This is a genomic window from Pseudomonas sp. ChxA (assembly GCF_030263855.1).
Taxonomy (GTDB): domain Bacteria; phylum Pseudomonadota; class Gammaproteobacteria; order Pseudomonadales; family Pseudomonadaceae; genus Aquipseudomonas; species Aquipseudomonas fluorescens_CB.
Window position 1 is genome coordinate 3,370,570 of record NZ_JARPMK010000001.1, and the last position, 15,826, is coordinate 3,386,395.

The 15,826-nt window shown below is 62.1% G+C and carries 14 protein-coding genes; 6 read left to right on the plus strand and 8 right to left on the minus strand.

Annotated elements, in window-relative coordinates; genetic code table 11:
* Nucleotides 1-21: 21 nt before the first annotated feature.
* The 3 genes from P5706_RS14995 to P5706_RS15005 are packed head-to-tail and all read right to left on the minus strand — an operon-like array spanning nucleotide 22 to nucleotide 4,110.
* Nucleotides 22-1,443, minus strand: coding sequence for an efflux transporter outer membrane subunit (locus P5706_RS14995; protein ID WP_285679715.1), 1,422 nt, complete (start codon nucleotides 1,441-1,443; stop codon nucleotides 22-24).
* A complete protein-coding gene (locus P5706_RS15000) occupies nucleotides 1,440-3,008 on the minus strand; it encodes a DHA2 family efflux MFS transporter permease subunit (RefSeq protein WP_200432179.1) in 1,569 nt (522 codons plus the stop codon). The genes P5706_RS14995 and P5706_RS15000 overlap by 4 nt, the downstream gene beginning before the upstream one ends.
* Complete coding sequence (locus tag P5706_RS15005) at nucleotides 3,001-4,110, minus strand: HlyD family secretion protein (RefSeq protein WP_285679716.1); 1,110 nt, start codon at nucleotides 4,108-4,110, stop codon at nucleotides 3,001-3,003. The genes P5706_RS15000 and P5706_RS15005 overlap by 8 nt, the downstream gene beginning before the upstream one ends.
* A gap of 126 nt (nucleotides 4,111-4,236) precedes the next feature.
* On the opposite strand from P5706_RS15005, the gene P5706_RS15010 reads away from it, so the two are divergent.
* The 5 genes from P5706_RS15010 to P5706_RS15030 all read left to right on the plus strand — a co-directional run bounded on the left by P5706_RS15010 (nucleotide 4,237) and on the right by P5706_RS15030 (nucleotide 8,956).
* Nucleotides 4,237-4,947 carry a CerR family C-terminal domain-containing protein gene (locus P5706_RS15010; protein ID WP_285679718.1) on the plus strand — a complete coding sequence of 237 codons (711 nt, stop codon included), beginning with the start codon at nucleotides 4,237-4,239 and terminating at the stop codon, nucleotides 4,945-4,947.
* A 45-nt stretch (nucleotides 4,948-4,992) separates the two neighbouring features.
* Nucleotides 4,993-5,514, plus strand: coding sequence for a DUF1993 domain-containing protein (locus P5706_RS15015; protein ID WP_285679720.1), 522 nt, complete (start codon nucleotides 4,993-4,995; stop codon nucleotides 5,512-5,514).
* A gap of 1,195 nt (nucleotides 5,515-6,709) precedes the next feature.
* Nucleotides 6,710-7,174, plus strand: a complete 465-nt coding sequence (locus P5706_RS15020) for a hypothetical protein (protein WP_017138878.1) — start codon at nucleotides 6,710-6,712, stop codon at nucleotides 7,172-7,174.
* 163 nt (nucleotides 7,175-7,337) lie between these two features.
* Nucleotides 7,338-8,282 (plus strand): alpha/beta fold hydrolase, encoded by a 945-nt coding sequence (locus P5706_RS15025; RefSeq protein WP_200432172.1) that lies wholly within the window; start codon nucleotides 7,338-7,340, stop codon nucleotides 8,280-8,282.
* A 68-nt stretch (nucleotides 8,283-8,350) separates the two neighbouring features.
* Nucleotides 8,351-8,956 carry a LysE family translocator gene (locus P5706_RS15030; RefSeq protein WP_285679724.1) on the plus strand — a complete coding sequence of 202 codons (606 nt, stop codon included), beginning with the start codon at nucleotides 8,351-8,353 and terminating at the stop codon, nucleotides 8,954-8,956.
* A gap of 293 nt (nucleotides 8,957-9,249) precedes the next feature.
* Here the strand turns inward: P5706_RS15030 and P5706_RS15035 are convergent, their stop codons facing one another.
* A complete protein-coding gene (locus P5706_RS15035) occupies nucleotides 9,250-9,906 on the minus strand; it encodes a peroxiredoxin-like family protein (RefSeq protein ID WP_285679726.1) in 657 nt (218 codons plus the stop codon).
* Between the two features lie 209 nt (nucleotides 9,907-10,115).
* Between P5706_RS15035 and souR the strand changes: the two genes are divergently transcribed.
* On the plus strand, nucleotides 10,116-11,099 hold the full coding sequence (gene souR / locus P5706_RS15040) for a transcriptional regulator SouR (RefSeq protein WP_285682739.1): 984 nt from the start codon (nucleotides 10,116-10,118) through the stop codon (nucleotides 11,097-11,099).
* 260 nt (nucleotides 11,100-11,359) lie between these two features.
* Here the strand turns inward: souR and P5706_RS15045 are convergent, their stop codons facing one another.
* The 4 genes from P5706_RS15045 to P5706_RS15060 form a co-directional block, all read right to left on the minus strand.
* Nucleotides 11,360-11,596, minus strand: coding sequence for a hypothetical protein (locus tag P5706_RS15045; protein ID WP_285679728.1), 237 nt, complete (start codon nucleotides 11,594-11,596; stop codon nucleotides 11,360-11,362).
* Between the two features lie 367 nt (nucleotides 11,597-11,963).
* Nucleotides 11,964-13,220, minus strand: a complete 1,257-nt coding sequence (locus P5706_RS15050) for an NAD(P)/FAD-dependent oxidoreductase (protein ID WP_285679730.1) — start codon at nucleotides 13,218-13,220, stop codon at nucleotides 11,964-11,966.
* Between the two features lie 3 nt (nucleotides 13,221-13,223).
* The gene (locus P5706_RS15055) at nucleotides 13,224-14,795 is read right to left on the minus strand and encodes an aldehyde dehydrogenase (NADP(+)) (protein ID WP_285679733.1); all 1,572 of its coding nucleotides are present in this window, start codon (nucleotides 14,793-14,795) and stop codon (nucleotides 13,224-13,226) included.
* Nucleotides 14,796-14,855: 60 nt separating this feature from the next.
* Nucleotides 14,856-15,803: a dihydrodipicolinate synthase family protein gene (locus P5706_RS15060; protein WP_285679735.1), complete on the minus strand. Its 948-nt coding sequence runs from the start codon at nucleotides 15,801-15,803 to the stop codon at nucleotides 14,856-14,858.
* Nucleotides 15,804-15,826 lie beyond the last annotated feature (23 nt).

Here is a 15,826-nt window from a genome sequence, read left to right on the forward strand (position 1 = left end):
GGTTTATGCGTGTAGCACCCTCTACAGCGTCCAGCCTAACCCAAGCGCCTTGTGCAGCGAGGCAAAATCCTTCAGCAGTTCAGCGTCGCCGGAAATCCGGCTCTCTTGCGCCTGGTAGCGCGTGCGCTCGGCATCCAGCCAATCCAGGGTGCTCGCCGTGCCCGCGCGATAACGCTGGCGGGTCAGGTCGGCGGCGCGTATCGCCGAAGATTCTACGTTGCGCAGCAGCACCACATTCTGACGCTGATGGCCATAGCGTGCCAAGGCCACATCCGCGTCGCGCAATGCACTCAACACCACGCTCTTGTATTGCGCCAAGGCTTCATCGCGTCCGGCCTCGGCGCCTTTGACGCTGGCGGCGACGCGGCCGAAGTCGAGGGCGTTCCAGGTGATGCGCGGCAGGATCAGCCAGGTGCCGCTGTCTTTGCGCGCAAGGTGGCCGGGGTCGCTGGCCGAGAAGGAGAGGTCGCCGGTGAGGCTGAGCTTGGGGAACCAGTCGGCAGTTTTTTCGCCGATCTGTGCGTTGCTGGAGGCCAGTTTACGCTCGGCCATGCGGATATCCGGACGCGCCTTCAGCACCGCCGCCGGGTCCGCCAGCGGCACGGCGCTGGGTAGGGCGGGCAGGGCGCGGGCACTGGCGAGTTGGCCATCCAGTTCGCCGGGCTCCAGGCCGCAGAGCAGGCCGAGTTGGTCGAGGGATTCGACGATGGCGGCTTGCAGTGGCAGGCGCTGGGCCTGGGTGTTTTCGGCTTGGGTGATGACCTGTTCAAGTTGCAGTTGCGAGGCCACGCCGCGCTCGCGGCGCTGCTGTGTGAGGTCCAGGGCCTGATTTTCAATGTCGACGCTGGAGTCCACCAGTGCCAGGCGTGCTTGCTGGTCGCGCAGGTCGGTGTAGGCCTGGACGATTTCGGCGGCCAGCTGCACCTGGGCATCGGCCAATTGCGCCTGGGACGCGTCGGCTTCGGCCTGCGCAGCCTCGACGGCGCGGCGGGTGCCACCGAACAGGTCGGCCTCCCAGCTGGCATCGAAACCGGCGAGGTAGAGGTTCAGCGGGCCGCGGCCGCCGCCACTGTTGCCACCCAGCGCGGAGGTGTCGGGCGAGCGCAGTTTGAGCATCGCAGCATCACCGCTGACCTTGGGCATCGCGTTGGCTTGAGCACCGCTGAGGCTGGCACGCGATTGCTTCAAACGGGCCTGGGCGGTGGCGATGTCGGGGCTGTTGCGCAGGGCTTTGTCCACCAGTTCGTTGAGCTGCGCGTCGCCCAGCGTGCGCCACCACTGCGCGACAGCGGGTGCGCCAGGGGCGGTTTGATCGGCATGCGGCAGGCGCCCGGCCGCCAGGGTTTTGGGCGCGACGTTGGGGGCGCCCTGGTAGTCGGGGCCGACCGTGCAGGCGGACAGCAGCGCAACGCTGAGCAGAAGAGGAAGCTTGCGAGGGATCATCGGGTTACCGTGCGCTTTTTCAGAATGAAGATCAGGGGCAGGCACGCCAGCATCGCCAGTCCCAGTAGATAAAACGAGTCGTTGTAGGCCATGACCGAGGCTTGCCGCGCAATATCATTGGCCAGTTGCGCAAAGGCTTGCAGTTGTGAGGTGGACGCATCACCGGTTTGTGCCAGGTAACTGGCGGTGCTGCTGGCCATATGGTCCTGGGCCAATTGGCTGTTGGCCTGGATGCCTTCACGCAGCATGTCGTCGTGAAAGTGGCTGCGCCGGTCCATCAACACGCCGAGCAGGGCCAGGCCGATGGTGCCGCCCAGGTTGCGCGACATGTTGTACAGCCCGGCGGCATCCCCGGCTTCGTGGGTTTGCACCGAGCGCATGGATAATTGGCTCAGGGGCATCATCACCAGAATCTGCCCGAAGCCGCGCAGCAGTTGCGACCAGATGAAATCGTGGCCAACGCTGTCGGTGGTGAGCGTGGTGTCCACGTAGCAACTGGCCCAGTACAGCAACAGCCCGGCGCCGACCATCCAGCGCAGGTCGTAGCGGCCCAGCATTCTCGGCAGAATCGGCATCAACAGAAACGCCGGGATCCCCGATAACAGCATGATCGCGCCCGATTGCTGGGCGTTGTAGCCCGACAAAATGCCCAGGAATTGCGGCACCAGGTACGCCGTGCCATAGATCCCGGCACCGACCGCTGTGCCGATCAACAACACGCTGCCAAAGCTTTTGTTGAGCACCAGTTGCAGGCGCAGGATCGGGGTGGTTGAGCGCAGTTGCCCCACGGCAATCAGGAAGAACCCGGTGACGGTGGCGATGCTCAGCCAGATGATCAGCAGCGAATCAAACCAGTGTTCGCGCTGGCCTTCTTCGAGCACCACGGTCAGCGAACTCAAACCCATGGCCAGGCCGAGAATGCCCAGCCAGTCGGCGCTGATAAAGCGTTGCAGGTTCATACGCTCGGTCGGCAGACCGGTGATCAGCAAGGTTATCAGGGCAATGCTGATGGGCAGGTTGAGAAAGAAACACCAGCGCCAGTTGATGTTTTCCGTGAGCCAGCCGCCGATCACCGGGCCCAGCAACGGGCCGAGAATCACGGTCATGCCGAACATCGTGGTGCCGATCGCCAGTTGGTGCGGGGGCAGGCGCGTGCGCACGATGGTCTGCGCGGTGGGGATCATGGCGCCGCCGGCAAAGCCCTGGCCGATGCGCCCGGCGATCATCGCGCCGAGGCTGGACGACAAGCCGCAGAACATCGAAAACGCGGTGAACATCAACGCTGTGCCGATCAGAAAGCGGCGCAGGCCGAATACCCGCGTCAGCCATGCGGCGAGCGGGATCATGACGATCTCCGACATCAGGTAGCCGGTGGCGATCCACGTGCCTTCGGTGCCGGTTGCGCCGATCTGGCCCTGGATCTGCGGCAGTGCCGAGTTGGTGATCGACACGTCCAACGTCGCCAGCAACGCGCCCAATGCTCCGGCAGCAACGGCAATCCAGTCGGTCAACGAGGCGTTGCGCGGTTTTTCGGCGACGGCCTCGGCCATCAGCGCCTCAGCCATGGTTGGCATCCGCAGCGTGGGTGCGCGTGTCGACGTCGACGGTGGCCGATAGGCCCGGCATCAACGACGCGCGAATATCATCGGGTACATCAAGGGCAATCCTCACCGGCACACGCTGCACGATCTTGGTGAAGTTGCCGGTGGCATTCGAGGGCGGCAGCAAGGCGAACTGCGCACCAGTGCCGGGCGACAGGCTGTCGATATGCCCCTGCAAGTTGCGGCCGGGCAGCGCATCCACGTGCACCGTGACGGCCTGGCCGGGGCGCATCTCGCCGATCTGGGTTTCCTTGTAGTTGGCGGTCAGGTAGATCGCACTGATCGGCACCACCGTCAGTAATCGCGTGCCGGGCTGCACATACTGGCCGACGCGCACGCCACGGTCGGCGACCCTACCGTCCAATGGGCTGCGGATCACGGCATCATCCACATCCAGTTGGCTTTGCGCTTCGCTGGCCTTGGCCACGCCGAGTTGCGCCTGGGCCTGCTTGAGTTGGGCTTGCAGGGTGCCGTAGCGGGTTTCGCTGGAGCGCAGTGCAGCCTGTTTGGCCGCCACGGTGCTGCGCGCCTGCGCCAGTTGGTTGTTGAGTTGCGCCAGGCGTTCTTCTGGCTCGGCGCCGGAGCGGGCCAGCGGTGCATACCGGGCTACTTCGGTTTGTGCGTGTTGTGCGTCGGCCTGGGCACCTTGCAGTTGGGCGCGGGCTTCGGCGATGGTCGAGTCTTGTTGCACCAGGTCGGCCTGGGCTTTGGCGTAGTCGGCATTGCGCGCGGCAATCGTCGCCGAGGCTTCGTCGCTCACCGCCTGGTATTTGCGCGCATCCAGGCGCACCAGCACGTCGCCGCGCTTGACGTTCTGGTTGTCGCTGACCAGCACCTCGGCCACATAGCCGTTGATCTTGGGCGCCACGCTGATGCTGTCGGCTTGCAGGTAGGCGTCGTCGGTGGTTTCGACAAAGCGCCCGTTCAGCCACCACCACGCAGCCCAGCCAAGGCCGCCCAGCAGCGCGAGGGTGGCGATGCCCAGCAAAATCCGGCGCGCCTTGCTGCGCTGGCCATTGACGGTGTCTTCAGGAATGACCTGAGGGGAGGGTGTTGCTGCGGACATCGGGTCATTCCTATGGGTGTGAGCCGGTTTTTAAGTGCGAGTTTTATAACGGTTGGAATAAATTCTATTTTTCGCCAATTTTTGTCAACTGGTATATTTTGTTCAGGTATTCGAAAGGAGCTGTACATGGCACGACATAAACCTGCCGCCGAAGGTGGTTACCAGCGCGGTGAAGAAACCCGCGCACGTATTGTCGAGGCGGCGGTCGAGGTGTTTGGCGAGCGCGGCTATGACCGCGCGTCCACCCGTGACATCGCCACGGCTGCCGGGGTTAATGCGCCCGCGATCCAGTACTACTTCGATGGCAAGGAAGGCGTGTATCTGGAGTGTGTCGAGCATTTGATCACGCTGCTGTGGCGCAAAATGTCGCCGTGCGTGGAAGCCGCCGAGGCGGCGTTGGCCGAGGCCAAGGCGAGCGATAAAACCTTGATCGACGTCTCGCTGGGCATTCTGGGTACGGTGGTGTCCACCATCCAGGACAGCCCCCAGACCACGATATGGCGCGCATTTATGGATCGTCATCAGGCGGGCCTGTGCCCGCAAAGCGCAACTACCGCCTTTGAAGACCGCTTCAAGGCACGCATTGGTCGGGTCATACGCCAACTGATCGCGCGCCTTTCCGGCTTTGCCGTGGAGGACGAACGCACGGTGATTCACTCCATGGCGCTGTTCACCCAGGGCTTGGCGTTTCGGGTGCAGAAGCCCAAGTTGCTGGAAGCGCTGAAGTGGACCGAGGTGAATCAGAAGGAGATGGAGGCGGTGCGTGATGTGGTGCTGATGCAGGCACGGTTTACGCTGGAAGGGTTGGCCAGGCAGCGGGATGTGCGCCCGGCTTGATCCCGTTTTCAATTCAGAACTTTCAACCTGGAACAAGGACGTACTATGTCGGTTTACGCCGTTACTATTCCCTGCTTTGCGCAGATGCTTAACACGCTCAAAGGTCTGCTGGCCAAGGGTGAGGCTCACGCAAAGGCGTTGGCTTTCGACCCGCAAAATCTCCTGGATTCACGCCTTGCGCCCGATATGCACGCCCTGGCGACCCAGGTCCGTTACGCCTGCACCCAAGCGCGGGAGGCGGTTGATCGGCTGAGTGGCGTTTCGGTGTCCACCTTGGAAACACCAGGCTCCATGAGTGCGGCGGTCGGCCTGATCGATCAGACGCTCAACTTTCTCGCTGAGGCTGATCGCAACGTGATTGACGGCCGGGCAGGGCACTTAATCACTCTCGAGCTTCCCGGCGGCATCGCCTTCGAGATGACCGGCAATGAGTACGCCGTTAATTGGGCTACACCGCAGTTCTACTTTCACTTGATGACGGCGTACAGCATCCTGCGCCATAACGGAGTGCCGCTGGGCAAGGCTGATTATGTGCCGCATATGTTTGCGTATCTGCGTAAGGGCTAATTATTCAGTGAGTGGCAGCACTGTTGCTTTGCTGTGGGGGTGGGCTTGCGCGCGATAGCCATGGGCATCTACACAAATATTAGCGACTGGGGTGTTGGGGTGTTTTATCGTCGCAGTGGGGGTGTATATCCGTTGCTGCGGTCACGGCTACTTAGGGTTCCGCCCTTACGGCGGGTCACTTTTGGCAAACGCCCGGAATGCCGGCCCAGCCAAAAGTAACCAAAAGGTCTGTGCCCCACCACTCGGCCCCTCGCTCCGGCTTGAATCCGTGGGCCGCCGCGATGGGCCATCCTTGGCCCAGCGCGGCTAACCCGGCGTCCTGCCGGGTTACCCACGGATTCAAGCCTGCGTTCGGCCATCGTGGTTAACGGGGCGCCTCAGATCAAGATCAAGATCTACAGCACGGCGGCCTGAAAGCCGACCTGAGTGGTTAGATCAAAAGCTAAAGCGGATTTGCATTCACTGAAGTGCTGCTTTTCTGTGGGAGCTGGCTTGCCTGCGATGCAGGCACCTCGGTGTGTCAGGTACACCGAGTTGATGCCATCGCAGGCAAGCCAGCTCCCACCTTTGACCGAGTATGGCTCTGCTGTTGCTTTGCTGTTGCTGTTGCTGTTGCTCTGGCCCTTACATCCTTTTCGATGACGAAGTCAGCGGTCTTTTGATCTGCGCTTTTGATCTGGATCTGAATCGCCCCGTTAAACACGATGGCCGCAATTCGACAGGGATTTGGGGGGTAAACCGGCAGGGATGCCGGTTTAGCCGCGCTGGGCCAAGGATGGCCCATCGCGGCGGCCCCCCAAATCACTGGCGGATTGCGGGCATGCCGAGCCTAAGCGAGGCACCGAGTGTTGGGGCGAAGACTTTTTGGTTACTTTTGTGTCTTTACAAAAGTGACCCGCTGTAAGAGCGGAACCATAGGTCGCCGTTACCCAAATAACGGATATGCCCCCGGACCGTCTAGCCATGCCGCAACAGCAGCCTTTCAGTCACCAATGTACTAGCTGATCCAGCGCCATCGCGAGCAAGCCCGCTCCCACATTTTTGACGGCGCAATGCTTCGAAAACACCGGCAAAACCCGCCTGGCGTTGTGAAATGTTGTGAAGCGTGCGGAATGGCCCTTTGCCCATGCTAACGTCCGCGTCGGGGTATCGTCAGCTTGACGATTTCATTCGTTCCATTGAAGGAGCAGCGCCGATGTCTACTACCGTAACGCCCGCGTCTGGCGGGTCGAATACGCCAAAGTCTTCGCCTTCCACGTTCGATGACAAGTTGAACATTGCCAAGTCCAGCAAGGTGATTGCCGACTACATGCGCCAGACCGGCAAGTCGGCGATTACCAAGCAGGAACTCACGCAACTGGCCAACAATGCATCGGGCAAGGTGCCCACGGATGTGTCCGACGCTGCCAAGTACATGGAGCGCCACCCGGACGTGTTCACCGCGATCGAAACCCACGACGTGGCGGGAGCCGATAACCTCTCCGGCGTGTGGAACTTCGATTGGGCGGCCAAAGGTGGGCTCGATGGCACCTCGACCGACGCCATTGCCAAAATGCAGGACACCTTCGACTTTGCCATCGCCAAGTCCGCGCAGATCACCGAGATCTCCACGGGCAAAAAGGCTGAGTTGGACTCGACCAAGCAACGGCCACAAAACTGAGACGGGTGGCTTGTCAGCCAACATCAACGGTTCCCGGCGGGTTCATCGGGAACCGTAGTTGGCCGATAAGCAGTTGTGATGTGTTCAGCGCAGATTCAAGCAAGGTGCGCAACTATACCGATCAGTGACGCAAAGCCCCCCCGCGACTGTCGGAGAAACCTTGATGTTAGTGACCCTCGGCGTACTTGCCCTCATTGCCCTGTGGGTGTGGTGGACCTATCCGCGGGTGGGCAACCTGTTGTTTGAATTGATCGGTTGGGTAGAAGCGCGACGCTCGCGTTTGAAAGCCATCAGTGTGCCGATCAAAAGCATGACCCTGGCCACCTACCAGGGTGGCGCTGCCCACGCACCGGCGCTGCTGCTGGTGCACGGTTTCAGCGCGGACAAGGGCGTATGGCTGGGGTTTGCGCGGCATTTTGTCGACGACTACCGGGTGATCATCCCGGACCTCGCCGGCCATGGTAAAAACACCTTCGTGGCAGGCGGCGACTACAGTATTGCCGCCCAGGCACGGCGAATGGTGGCGTTGCTGGATGCGTGCCATATCGACAAGGTGCATGTGATCGGCAGCTCCATGGGCGCCTATGTCGCGAGCTGGCTGGCGGCCCACCACCCTGAGCGCGTGCTGTCCTTGGGCCTCATCGGCGCTGCCGGTGTGAACCTGCCGCAACCCAATGAAGTGGAAGCCTTGGTCAACAGCGGCGATAACCCGTTCCTGATGCATAACCGCGCGCAGTTCGACCGGTTCTTTGCCATGACCATGGCCGCGCCACCGTTCATTCCTGAAGTGTTGCTGGCCGCCGAGGCGCAGACCTATATCAAGCGCCGCGAGGAGCTGAGCGAGATTTTTGCCGACTTCTCCGGCAGCCCGCGCATGGAGCCCTGGCTGCCGCACATCCAGGTGCCGAGCCTGATCCTGTGGGGGCGGCAAGACCGCATGGTGCCGGTGGCCAGTGCACAGACCTGGCAGGCCGGCATTCCCCATGCGCGCCTGGAAATTCTAGACGGGATCGGCCACCTGCCGATGGTCGAGGCCCCGCAAGCCAGCGCCGCACACTGTCGCGAACTGCTCGATAAGGCCAAAGTGTATGCCTCGATCCGCCCCTAGCTGTACGGGGCGGCCAGGGCTGTAACCCACTACTGTCGCAGGCATACCACCCGTCTGGATGCCGCGCCATGTTCATGTCCACCAGCCTGTTGTCCGCCTTTGTGCTGTTTGCCTTCGTGTCCTCGATCACGCCCGGTCCGAACAACACCATGCTGCTCGCCTCGGGGGTGAATTTCGGCTTTCGCCGTTCGATACCCCACGCGCTAGGGATCAGCATTGGCTTTATGTTGTTGGTGATTTCGGTAGGCCTGGGCCTGGGTGAAGTGTTCAAGCTATTCCCGTGGGCTTACACGGTGCTGCGCTACGTGGGCGCGACCTATTTGCTCTACCTGGCATGGAAGATCGCCACCGCTGACGGCATGTCCGAGCACCCTGACGAGCGCGGCAAACCCATGACCTTTCTCGGCGCGGCCGCATTTCAATGGGTCAACCCCAAGGCGTGGATCATGGCGCTGGGGGCGATCACCACCTATACACCGGCCGAGGGTTATGTGACCAATGTGCTGGTGATTGCGCTGGTGTTTGCCGTGGTCAACCTGCCGAGTGTATGCGTGTGGGTAGTCTGCGGCAGTGGCTTGCGCAACGTGCTGCGCAAACCGCGTTGGTTGCGGGTATTCAACGGGGCGATGGCGGGGTTGCTGGTGCTGTCGTTGTACCCGATGCTGTTTGCGTAAAACAGTAGCGTTACGCTGAACCTCACACCGGTGAGATGGTTGCCAGTAAGCCGATGCCGATGGTCAGCACCAGAAAGCCGAACAGGAAAAGTGCCATCTTGGTCATAAGGCCTCCGAAGGGAAGGGAGTCGACAGGAGTGTCGGGATGGCGCCCATTGTCCGCTTCGCAGGCGTTTCGATACAGACGCAGATAGCAAAGAAAAAACCGTATCAGATAGGCCCGCAGCTGCCAGGCTAAGGGCCTGGGAGGCGGGCGCTTTTGTAAAGATCAGCCTTGAAGGGCCGGTTGCGGATCAGCCACGTAGTGCAGGAAGCAGCTCAGAAGGGTCGGGACGCTGAGTGTAGTCCGGGTTGACCTCGGCGTAGGTGATCACGCCGTCCTGGCCGATGACAAAACGCGCGGGCATCGGCAATACCCACGCCGGATTGTTGTTGAAGGCCGGCAGGTCGTTACCGAAGGCCTTGTACAGGTCGATCAGGTAGTCAGGCAGCGTGAAACGCAGGCCGAAGGCGTCGGCGACCTCGCTCAAGGTGTCGGACAGAATCGGGAAGCTCAGGTGGTTTTCACGCACCGACTTGCGGCTGTTGACGTTGTTCTGCGGCGAGATGGCCAACAGGTTCGCACCCAGTTCACGGAATTTTGGCAGTGCTTGCTCCAGCGCCTGCAGCTCCATGTTGCAGTAAGGGCACCACACGCCCCGGTAGAAGCTGATGATCAGCGGCCCCTGGGCCAGCAGCTCAGCGCTGGAGACAGGCTTGCCTTCAGGGTTATTGAGGGTGAAAGCCGGGGCTGTGTCGCCGACCTTGAGTGCGCGTTCGGCCTGGCCGGTGGCGATCAGTTCAGCGGTCGCGCGTTTCATCACCACGTGCACCTCAGGTGGCGCGTTGTAAGGTGGTTTGCCGGCGACGAAGTCAGCATTAAAAGCGTCGAGTTTGGCTTGCAGAGTCATGTACAGTTCCTGGCGAATAGGGTGGTTAACAGCGCCAGGCAAGCGTCCTCCATCGTGGCGGCGGCCAGTAGAGAGGCGCGGAGCATAGCAATTATTCTTCGCCGGAATGCGGCACGACAGGCGGCGCATTTGCCCCTAAGATAGCGACCATTGCATCAACAATAAGAGTGGGCCAACCCTCGATGGAAAGACGCCAGTTCAGCGGTGGCATGAAAGGCAAGAACCTGCGCTACCTGAATGAAAACTTCCAGCAGCCGTCGCCGGTCACCCGCGTCGGTTTTTTGCTGCTCGAACACTTCTCCCTGCCGGCATTCACCCAGACCCTCGACACCCTGATCACCGCCAACCTGTTGCGCCCCGATCTGTTTGCCACGCGTACCTTCGGGTGTGACGAGGGCGAAGTCATCAGCGACCTGGGCCTGGTAATCCGCCCGGATGCGCGGCTGGAAGCGTCGGCATTGCCCGACCTGGATTTGCTGGTGATCTGCGGCGGTTTTCGCACCGAACTCAAAGCCGGCGAGGATTTCAACCAGCTGTTGCGCAGCGCCGCCGAACAGGGCGTGAGCCTCGCCGGCCTGTGGAACGGCGCCTGGTTCCTTGGCCGCGCCGGGTTATTGCAGGGTTACCGCTGCGCGATCCACCCGGAACATCGCCCGGCGCTGTCGGAAGTCTCCAAAGCTGCCCAGGTCACCAGCGAACCCTATGTGATCGACCGCGAACGCCTCACGGCGTCCAGCCCTTCGGGCGCGTTCCACATGGCCCTGGATTGGATCAAAAGCCTGCATGGCAAAGCCTTGGTCGAAGGCATCGAAGACATCCTGTCTTTTGAAGAGTCGCGCTACCGGCGTATCAAACCCACGGAAAACATCAGCGTCAGCGCGCCACTGCGTGAAGTGGTGAAACTGATGGACGCCAACCTTGAAGAACCCTTGGAGCTGGACCAATTGGCGGTCTACGCCGGCCGCTCGCGGCGCCAGCTCGAGCGCCTGTTCAAGGAGCAACTGGGCACCACTCCGCAACGCTACTACATGGAATTGCGCGTGACCGAGGCGCGGCGCCTGTTGCAGCACACCGAGCTGTCACAGGTGGATGTGCTGGTGGCGTGCGGGTTTGTGTCGCCGAGCCACTTCAGTAAGTGCTACAGCGCGTATTTCGGCTATCGGCCGTCCAAAGAGAAGCGCTTGGTCAAGTAGCGTCGAGGGCAAACACAGTCACTGTGACTGTGACTGTGACTGTGACTGTGGCGAGCAGGCTTGCCCTGCGTTGGGTGGCGAAGCCGCCCCTCATTCAGACGACTCGGTGAGTCAGGTGTAATGGTGTGGGGCTGCTGCGCAGCCCAGCGCAGGGCAAGCCTGCTCGCCACAAGAACATCCAAGACCTGAAAGCGTGCCAATCGGTAAGGTGCCAGAAAGCAGCCGTTCCAAGATCTTTGAAAAACCGGAGTTGTCTTCATTCAAGGGCGAACACTGCCACCGTGGCGAGCAGGCTTGCCCTGCGTTGGGTGGCGAAGCCGCCCCTCATTCAGACGACGCGGTGAGTCAGGTGTAATGGTGTGGGGCTGCTGCGCAGCCCAGCGCAGGGCAAGCCTGCTCGCCACAAGAACATCCAAGACCTGAAAGCGTACCAATCGTAAGGTGCCAGAAAGCAGCCGTTCCAGGATCTTTGAAAAACCGGAGGTGTCTTCATTCAAGGGCGAACCCTGTCACTGTGGCGAGCAGGCTTGCCCTGCGTTGGGGGGCGAAGCCGCCCCTCATTCAGACGACTCGGTGAGTCAGGTGTAATGGTGTGGGGCTGCTGCGCAGCCCGACGCAGGGCAAGCCTGCTCGCCACAAGAACATCCAAGACCTGAAAGCGTGCCAATCGGTAAAAGATCTTTGAAAAACCGGAGGTGTCTTCATTCAAGGGCGAACACTGTCACTGTGGCGAGCAGGCTTGCCCTGCGCTGGGTGGCGAAGCCGCCCCTGATTCAGACGACTCGATGAGTCAGGTGTAACGGTGTGGGGCTGCTGCGCAGCCCAACGCAGGGCAATCCTGCTCGCCACAAGAACATCTAAGACTTAAAAGCGCGCTAATCGGTAAGGGGCCAGGTCCGGCAGCGCCATGCGCTTATCAAGCGTGGCCAGTTGCACGACCATCTCCGCCGTCACCGCCGCCTGTGTCAATCCCAAGTGTTGATGCCCAAACGCAAGCAATACCTTGCCATCCGCCACCCGATCAATGATCGGCAGCGAGTCCGGCAGCGACGGGCGAAAGCCCATCCATGGGGTTGCGTCCCGGGCACTCAAGTCCTGGCGAAACAAGCCGTGGCTCAAGCGGTGCAACTGCCAGGCGCGTTGCATATTGGCGGGGCGCTCCAAGCCTGCGAATTCGACCGTGCCGGCCAGGCGCAAGCCATCGTTCATGGGCGTCATGATGAATTTGCGCTCGAACGACGTGACGGCAAAGGGCAGGCGACCGTGTTCGTGGGGCAGCATCAGGTGGTAGCCGCGCTCGGTGTCGAGCGGGACCTGCTGGCCGGTGAGTGCAGCGGTGAGTTTGGCCGAATGGGCGCCGCAGGCGATCAGCACCTGGCGGGCGGTCAGGCTGCCTTGATCGGTCAGCAGCGATACGCCGTCCGACTCCAGGCGCCCATCGAGTACGCGTTGCTGCACAAACTGCACACCACACGCCTTGGCCGCGCTCACCAGTGCGCCCACCACGCTGTACGGATCAATAAAATGCCCGGTGCCCGGGAAGAACAGGCCGCCCTGGATCGCATCGCTCAGTTGCGGTGCGGCCTTGCGTATTGCCTCGCCCGACCAGAAATCCACCGGCACATTCTGCTGCTGCATGCGTTGGCGCAACGCGTCGATGGCTTCGCCGGACGCGGCACGCTCAAATACCAGCAACGAACCCTCGGCGTGCAACAACTGCGGCTGTTCAATGGACAGCAGCAGGCGCTGCCACGCGCCCAGGCTGGCCTCATTCAGTGCGCGAATGCCCGCCACCGTGCGCCGGTAGCTTGCCGGGCGCAGGTTTAGCAACAGCCGCGCGAACCAGGGCAGGGCGCGTGGCAGGTACTTCCAGTCCAGGCGCAGCGGGCCCATAGGGTCCATCAGCATGGCGGGCAGGCGCTTGAGGATCGACACGTCGGCAATTGGGAACACTTGCTCGGTGGCCAAATGCCCGGCGTTGCCATAGGAGGCGCCCATGCCCGGCGCCTGTGGGTCGATGACCACCACGCGTTGGCCTTGACGGGCCAATTGCAGGGCGCAGGCGACGCCAATGATGCCGGCGCCGATCACAGCGATATCAGCACGCTTGCTGTCGCTCATCGCTCAAGCCTCTCTCTGGCCGTCGAGCAAGCGCCGAAACAGCAGCGGGTTGGCGTGTTGCAGCGCAGCGGGCAGTAAACTGTCCGGGAAGTCCTGGTAACACACCGGGCGCAGAAAGCGCAGGATCGCTGCGGTGCCAACCGAGGTGCTTCGCGAGTCGCTGGTGGCCGGGAACGGGCCGCCGTGGACCATGGCGTCGCACACTTCCACACCGGTCGGCCAGCCGTTGACCAGCAGGCGCCCGGCCTTGCGTTCCAATACCGGCAGCAGGGCTTGGGCACGTGTCAGATCGGCGTCGTCCAGGTGCAATGTGGCGGTCAACTGGCCTTCCAAATGCTCGGAAACCTGGCGCACTTCCTCGTCGTTGGCACACGCCACGACCAAGGAGGCCGCGCCGAAGACTTCCGCTTGCAGATGCTCATTGCGCAAAAACGCGCTGGCCTCGGTCACAAACAGCTGCGCCTGGCCTTGATTCGGGCCTTGTGCCGCCAAGCCTTTGGCCGCCACTTGTGCGTGTTGGGCCAAGGTGCCGACGCCGGTTTGATACGCCTGGAAGATACCCGGTGTCAGCATGGTCTGGGCGGCGCATGCCGGGAGCAACTCACTCACCGTGGCAACAAAGCGCTCGAGTGCCGGGCCTGCTACCGCAATCACCAGGCCAGGGTTGGTGCAAAACTGCCCGGCGCCTTGGGTCAATGAGGCGACAAAACCCTGGGCCAACGCCTCTGCACGTGCTTGCAACGCCGCAGCAAACAGGTACACCGGGTTGATCGAACTCATTTCCGCATACACTGGAATCGGCTCCGGCCGCGCTTGCGCCGCCTGGGTCAGGGCGATACCGCCGCTGCGTGAGCCGGTAAACCCCACGGCCTTGATACGCGGGTCGGTGACCAAGGCAATGCCGACTTCGCGACCCGAGCCATACAACAGCGAAAACACACCGTCGGGCAAACCACAGTCTTTAACCGACTTGGCCAGCGCACGGCCGACCAGTTCACTGGTGCCGGGATGCGCGCCATGGGCCTTGACCACCACCGGGCAACCGGCAGCGAGTGCAGAGGCGGTATCGCCGCCCGCCACCGAAAACGCCAAGGGGAAATTGCTCGCACCAAACACTGCCACCGGCCCCAGTGCAATGTGCCGTTGGCGCAGGTCCCCGCGCGGCATTGGCTCACGCGCCGGTTGCGCGGTGTCGACGCGCACATCCAGCCATTCACCGGCGCGCACCGTGCGGGCGAATGTGCGCAATTGCGCGCAGGTGCGGCCGCGTTCGCCCTGGATCCGCGCGCGCGGCAGGCCGGTTTCGGCCATCGCGCGTTCGATCAACTCATCGCCGAGGGCTTCAATGTTGTCGGCGATGGTTTCAAGAAACCCCGCGCGCGCTGCCAGCGAAGTTTCGCGATAGGCGTCAAACGCCGCCCAGGCCAAGGCACAGGCCTGTTCGACATGCTCGCCATCGCCGCCAAGGTAGGCGGGCGCCAAGGGCTGGTCGGTGGCGGGATTAATGGCCTGGATCGCTTGGCGATGGCCGCAGACTGCGTGCTGACCGATCAGCATCTTGCCCGTCAGAGTCATGGGGAGTCCTTGAAAAAAGAGGGTTGGCCGCTGTGAGCACCACAGCGGCGCGCACAGCGGTCAGGCGACGTTCTGTTCAGCCGACCAGTTGGCGTACCACTGGCGGAATAGTGCGTACTGGTTTTCGGCGTAACGCTGTTGGGCGGTGCTGAGCACGTCGGTTTCGTTGAAGTGCAGGGCGTAGCCCTGGTCGCCGTTGAGCACCATCAAGTGCTTGTAATACAGCACCAGGTCGCAGCCCTCGTCGAAGGACGACAGCACACTCAGCGCGGCTTCCAGCTCACGCGCCAGGCGCCGGGCCTTGGCGTCGCCTTTGGCGGCTTTTTTGCTCAGGGCCACCAGTTGCAGCACTTCGCGCGGCAGGGCGTTGCCGATACCGGTGATGGCGCCGGTGGCGTTGCAGTTGACGAAACCGTGTACCACCTGGGTGTCGACGCCGACCATCAGGGTTACGGCATCGTCCTGGGAGGTGATGTTTTCTGCCGCGTAGCGCAGGTCGGCGCCGCCGCCGAATTCCTTGAAGCCGATCAGGTTGGGGTGTTCGCGGCGCAGTTCGAAGAACAAGTCGGCGCGGGTGGCGAAGCCGTAATACGGGCTGTTGTAGATCACTGCCGGCAGGTTTGGCGCGGCCTTGAGGATCGCCGAGAAATGCGCCTTTTGCGCGGTGGCCGAAGCGCCACGAGAGAGCACACGCGGGATTACCATCAAACCATGGGCGCCGACCTTGGCCGCGTGGGCGGCGTGGGCCACCGCTTCACGGCTGTTGACCGCACCGGTGCCGACGATGGTCGGCACGCCAGCGGCGACCAGGCGGGCCACGCCTTCCTGGCGTTCGGCTTCGGTCAGCAGCGGCCAGTCGCCCATGGAACCGCAATACACCACGGCGCTCATGCCGATATCGATCAGTTCACGGCCTTTGGCGACCAGGGCGTCGAAGTCCGGTTTGCGCTCAGGCGTGCACGGGGTCATCAGTGCAGGGATGCAACCGGTGAAGATGTTGTCGCTCATTGTTCTAACTCCAGCGTTCAGTT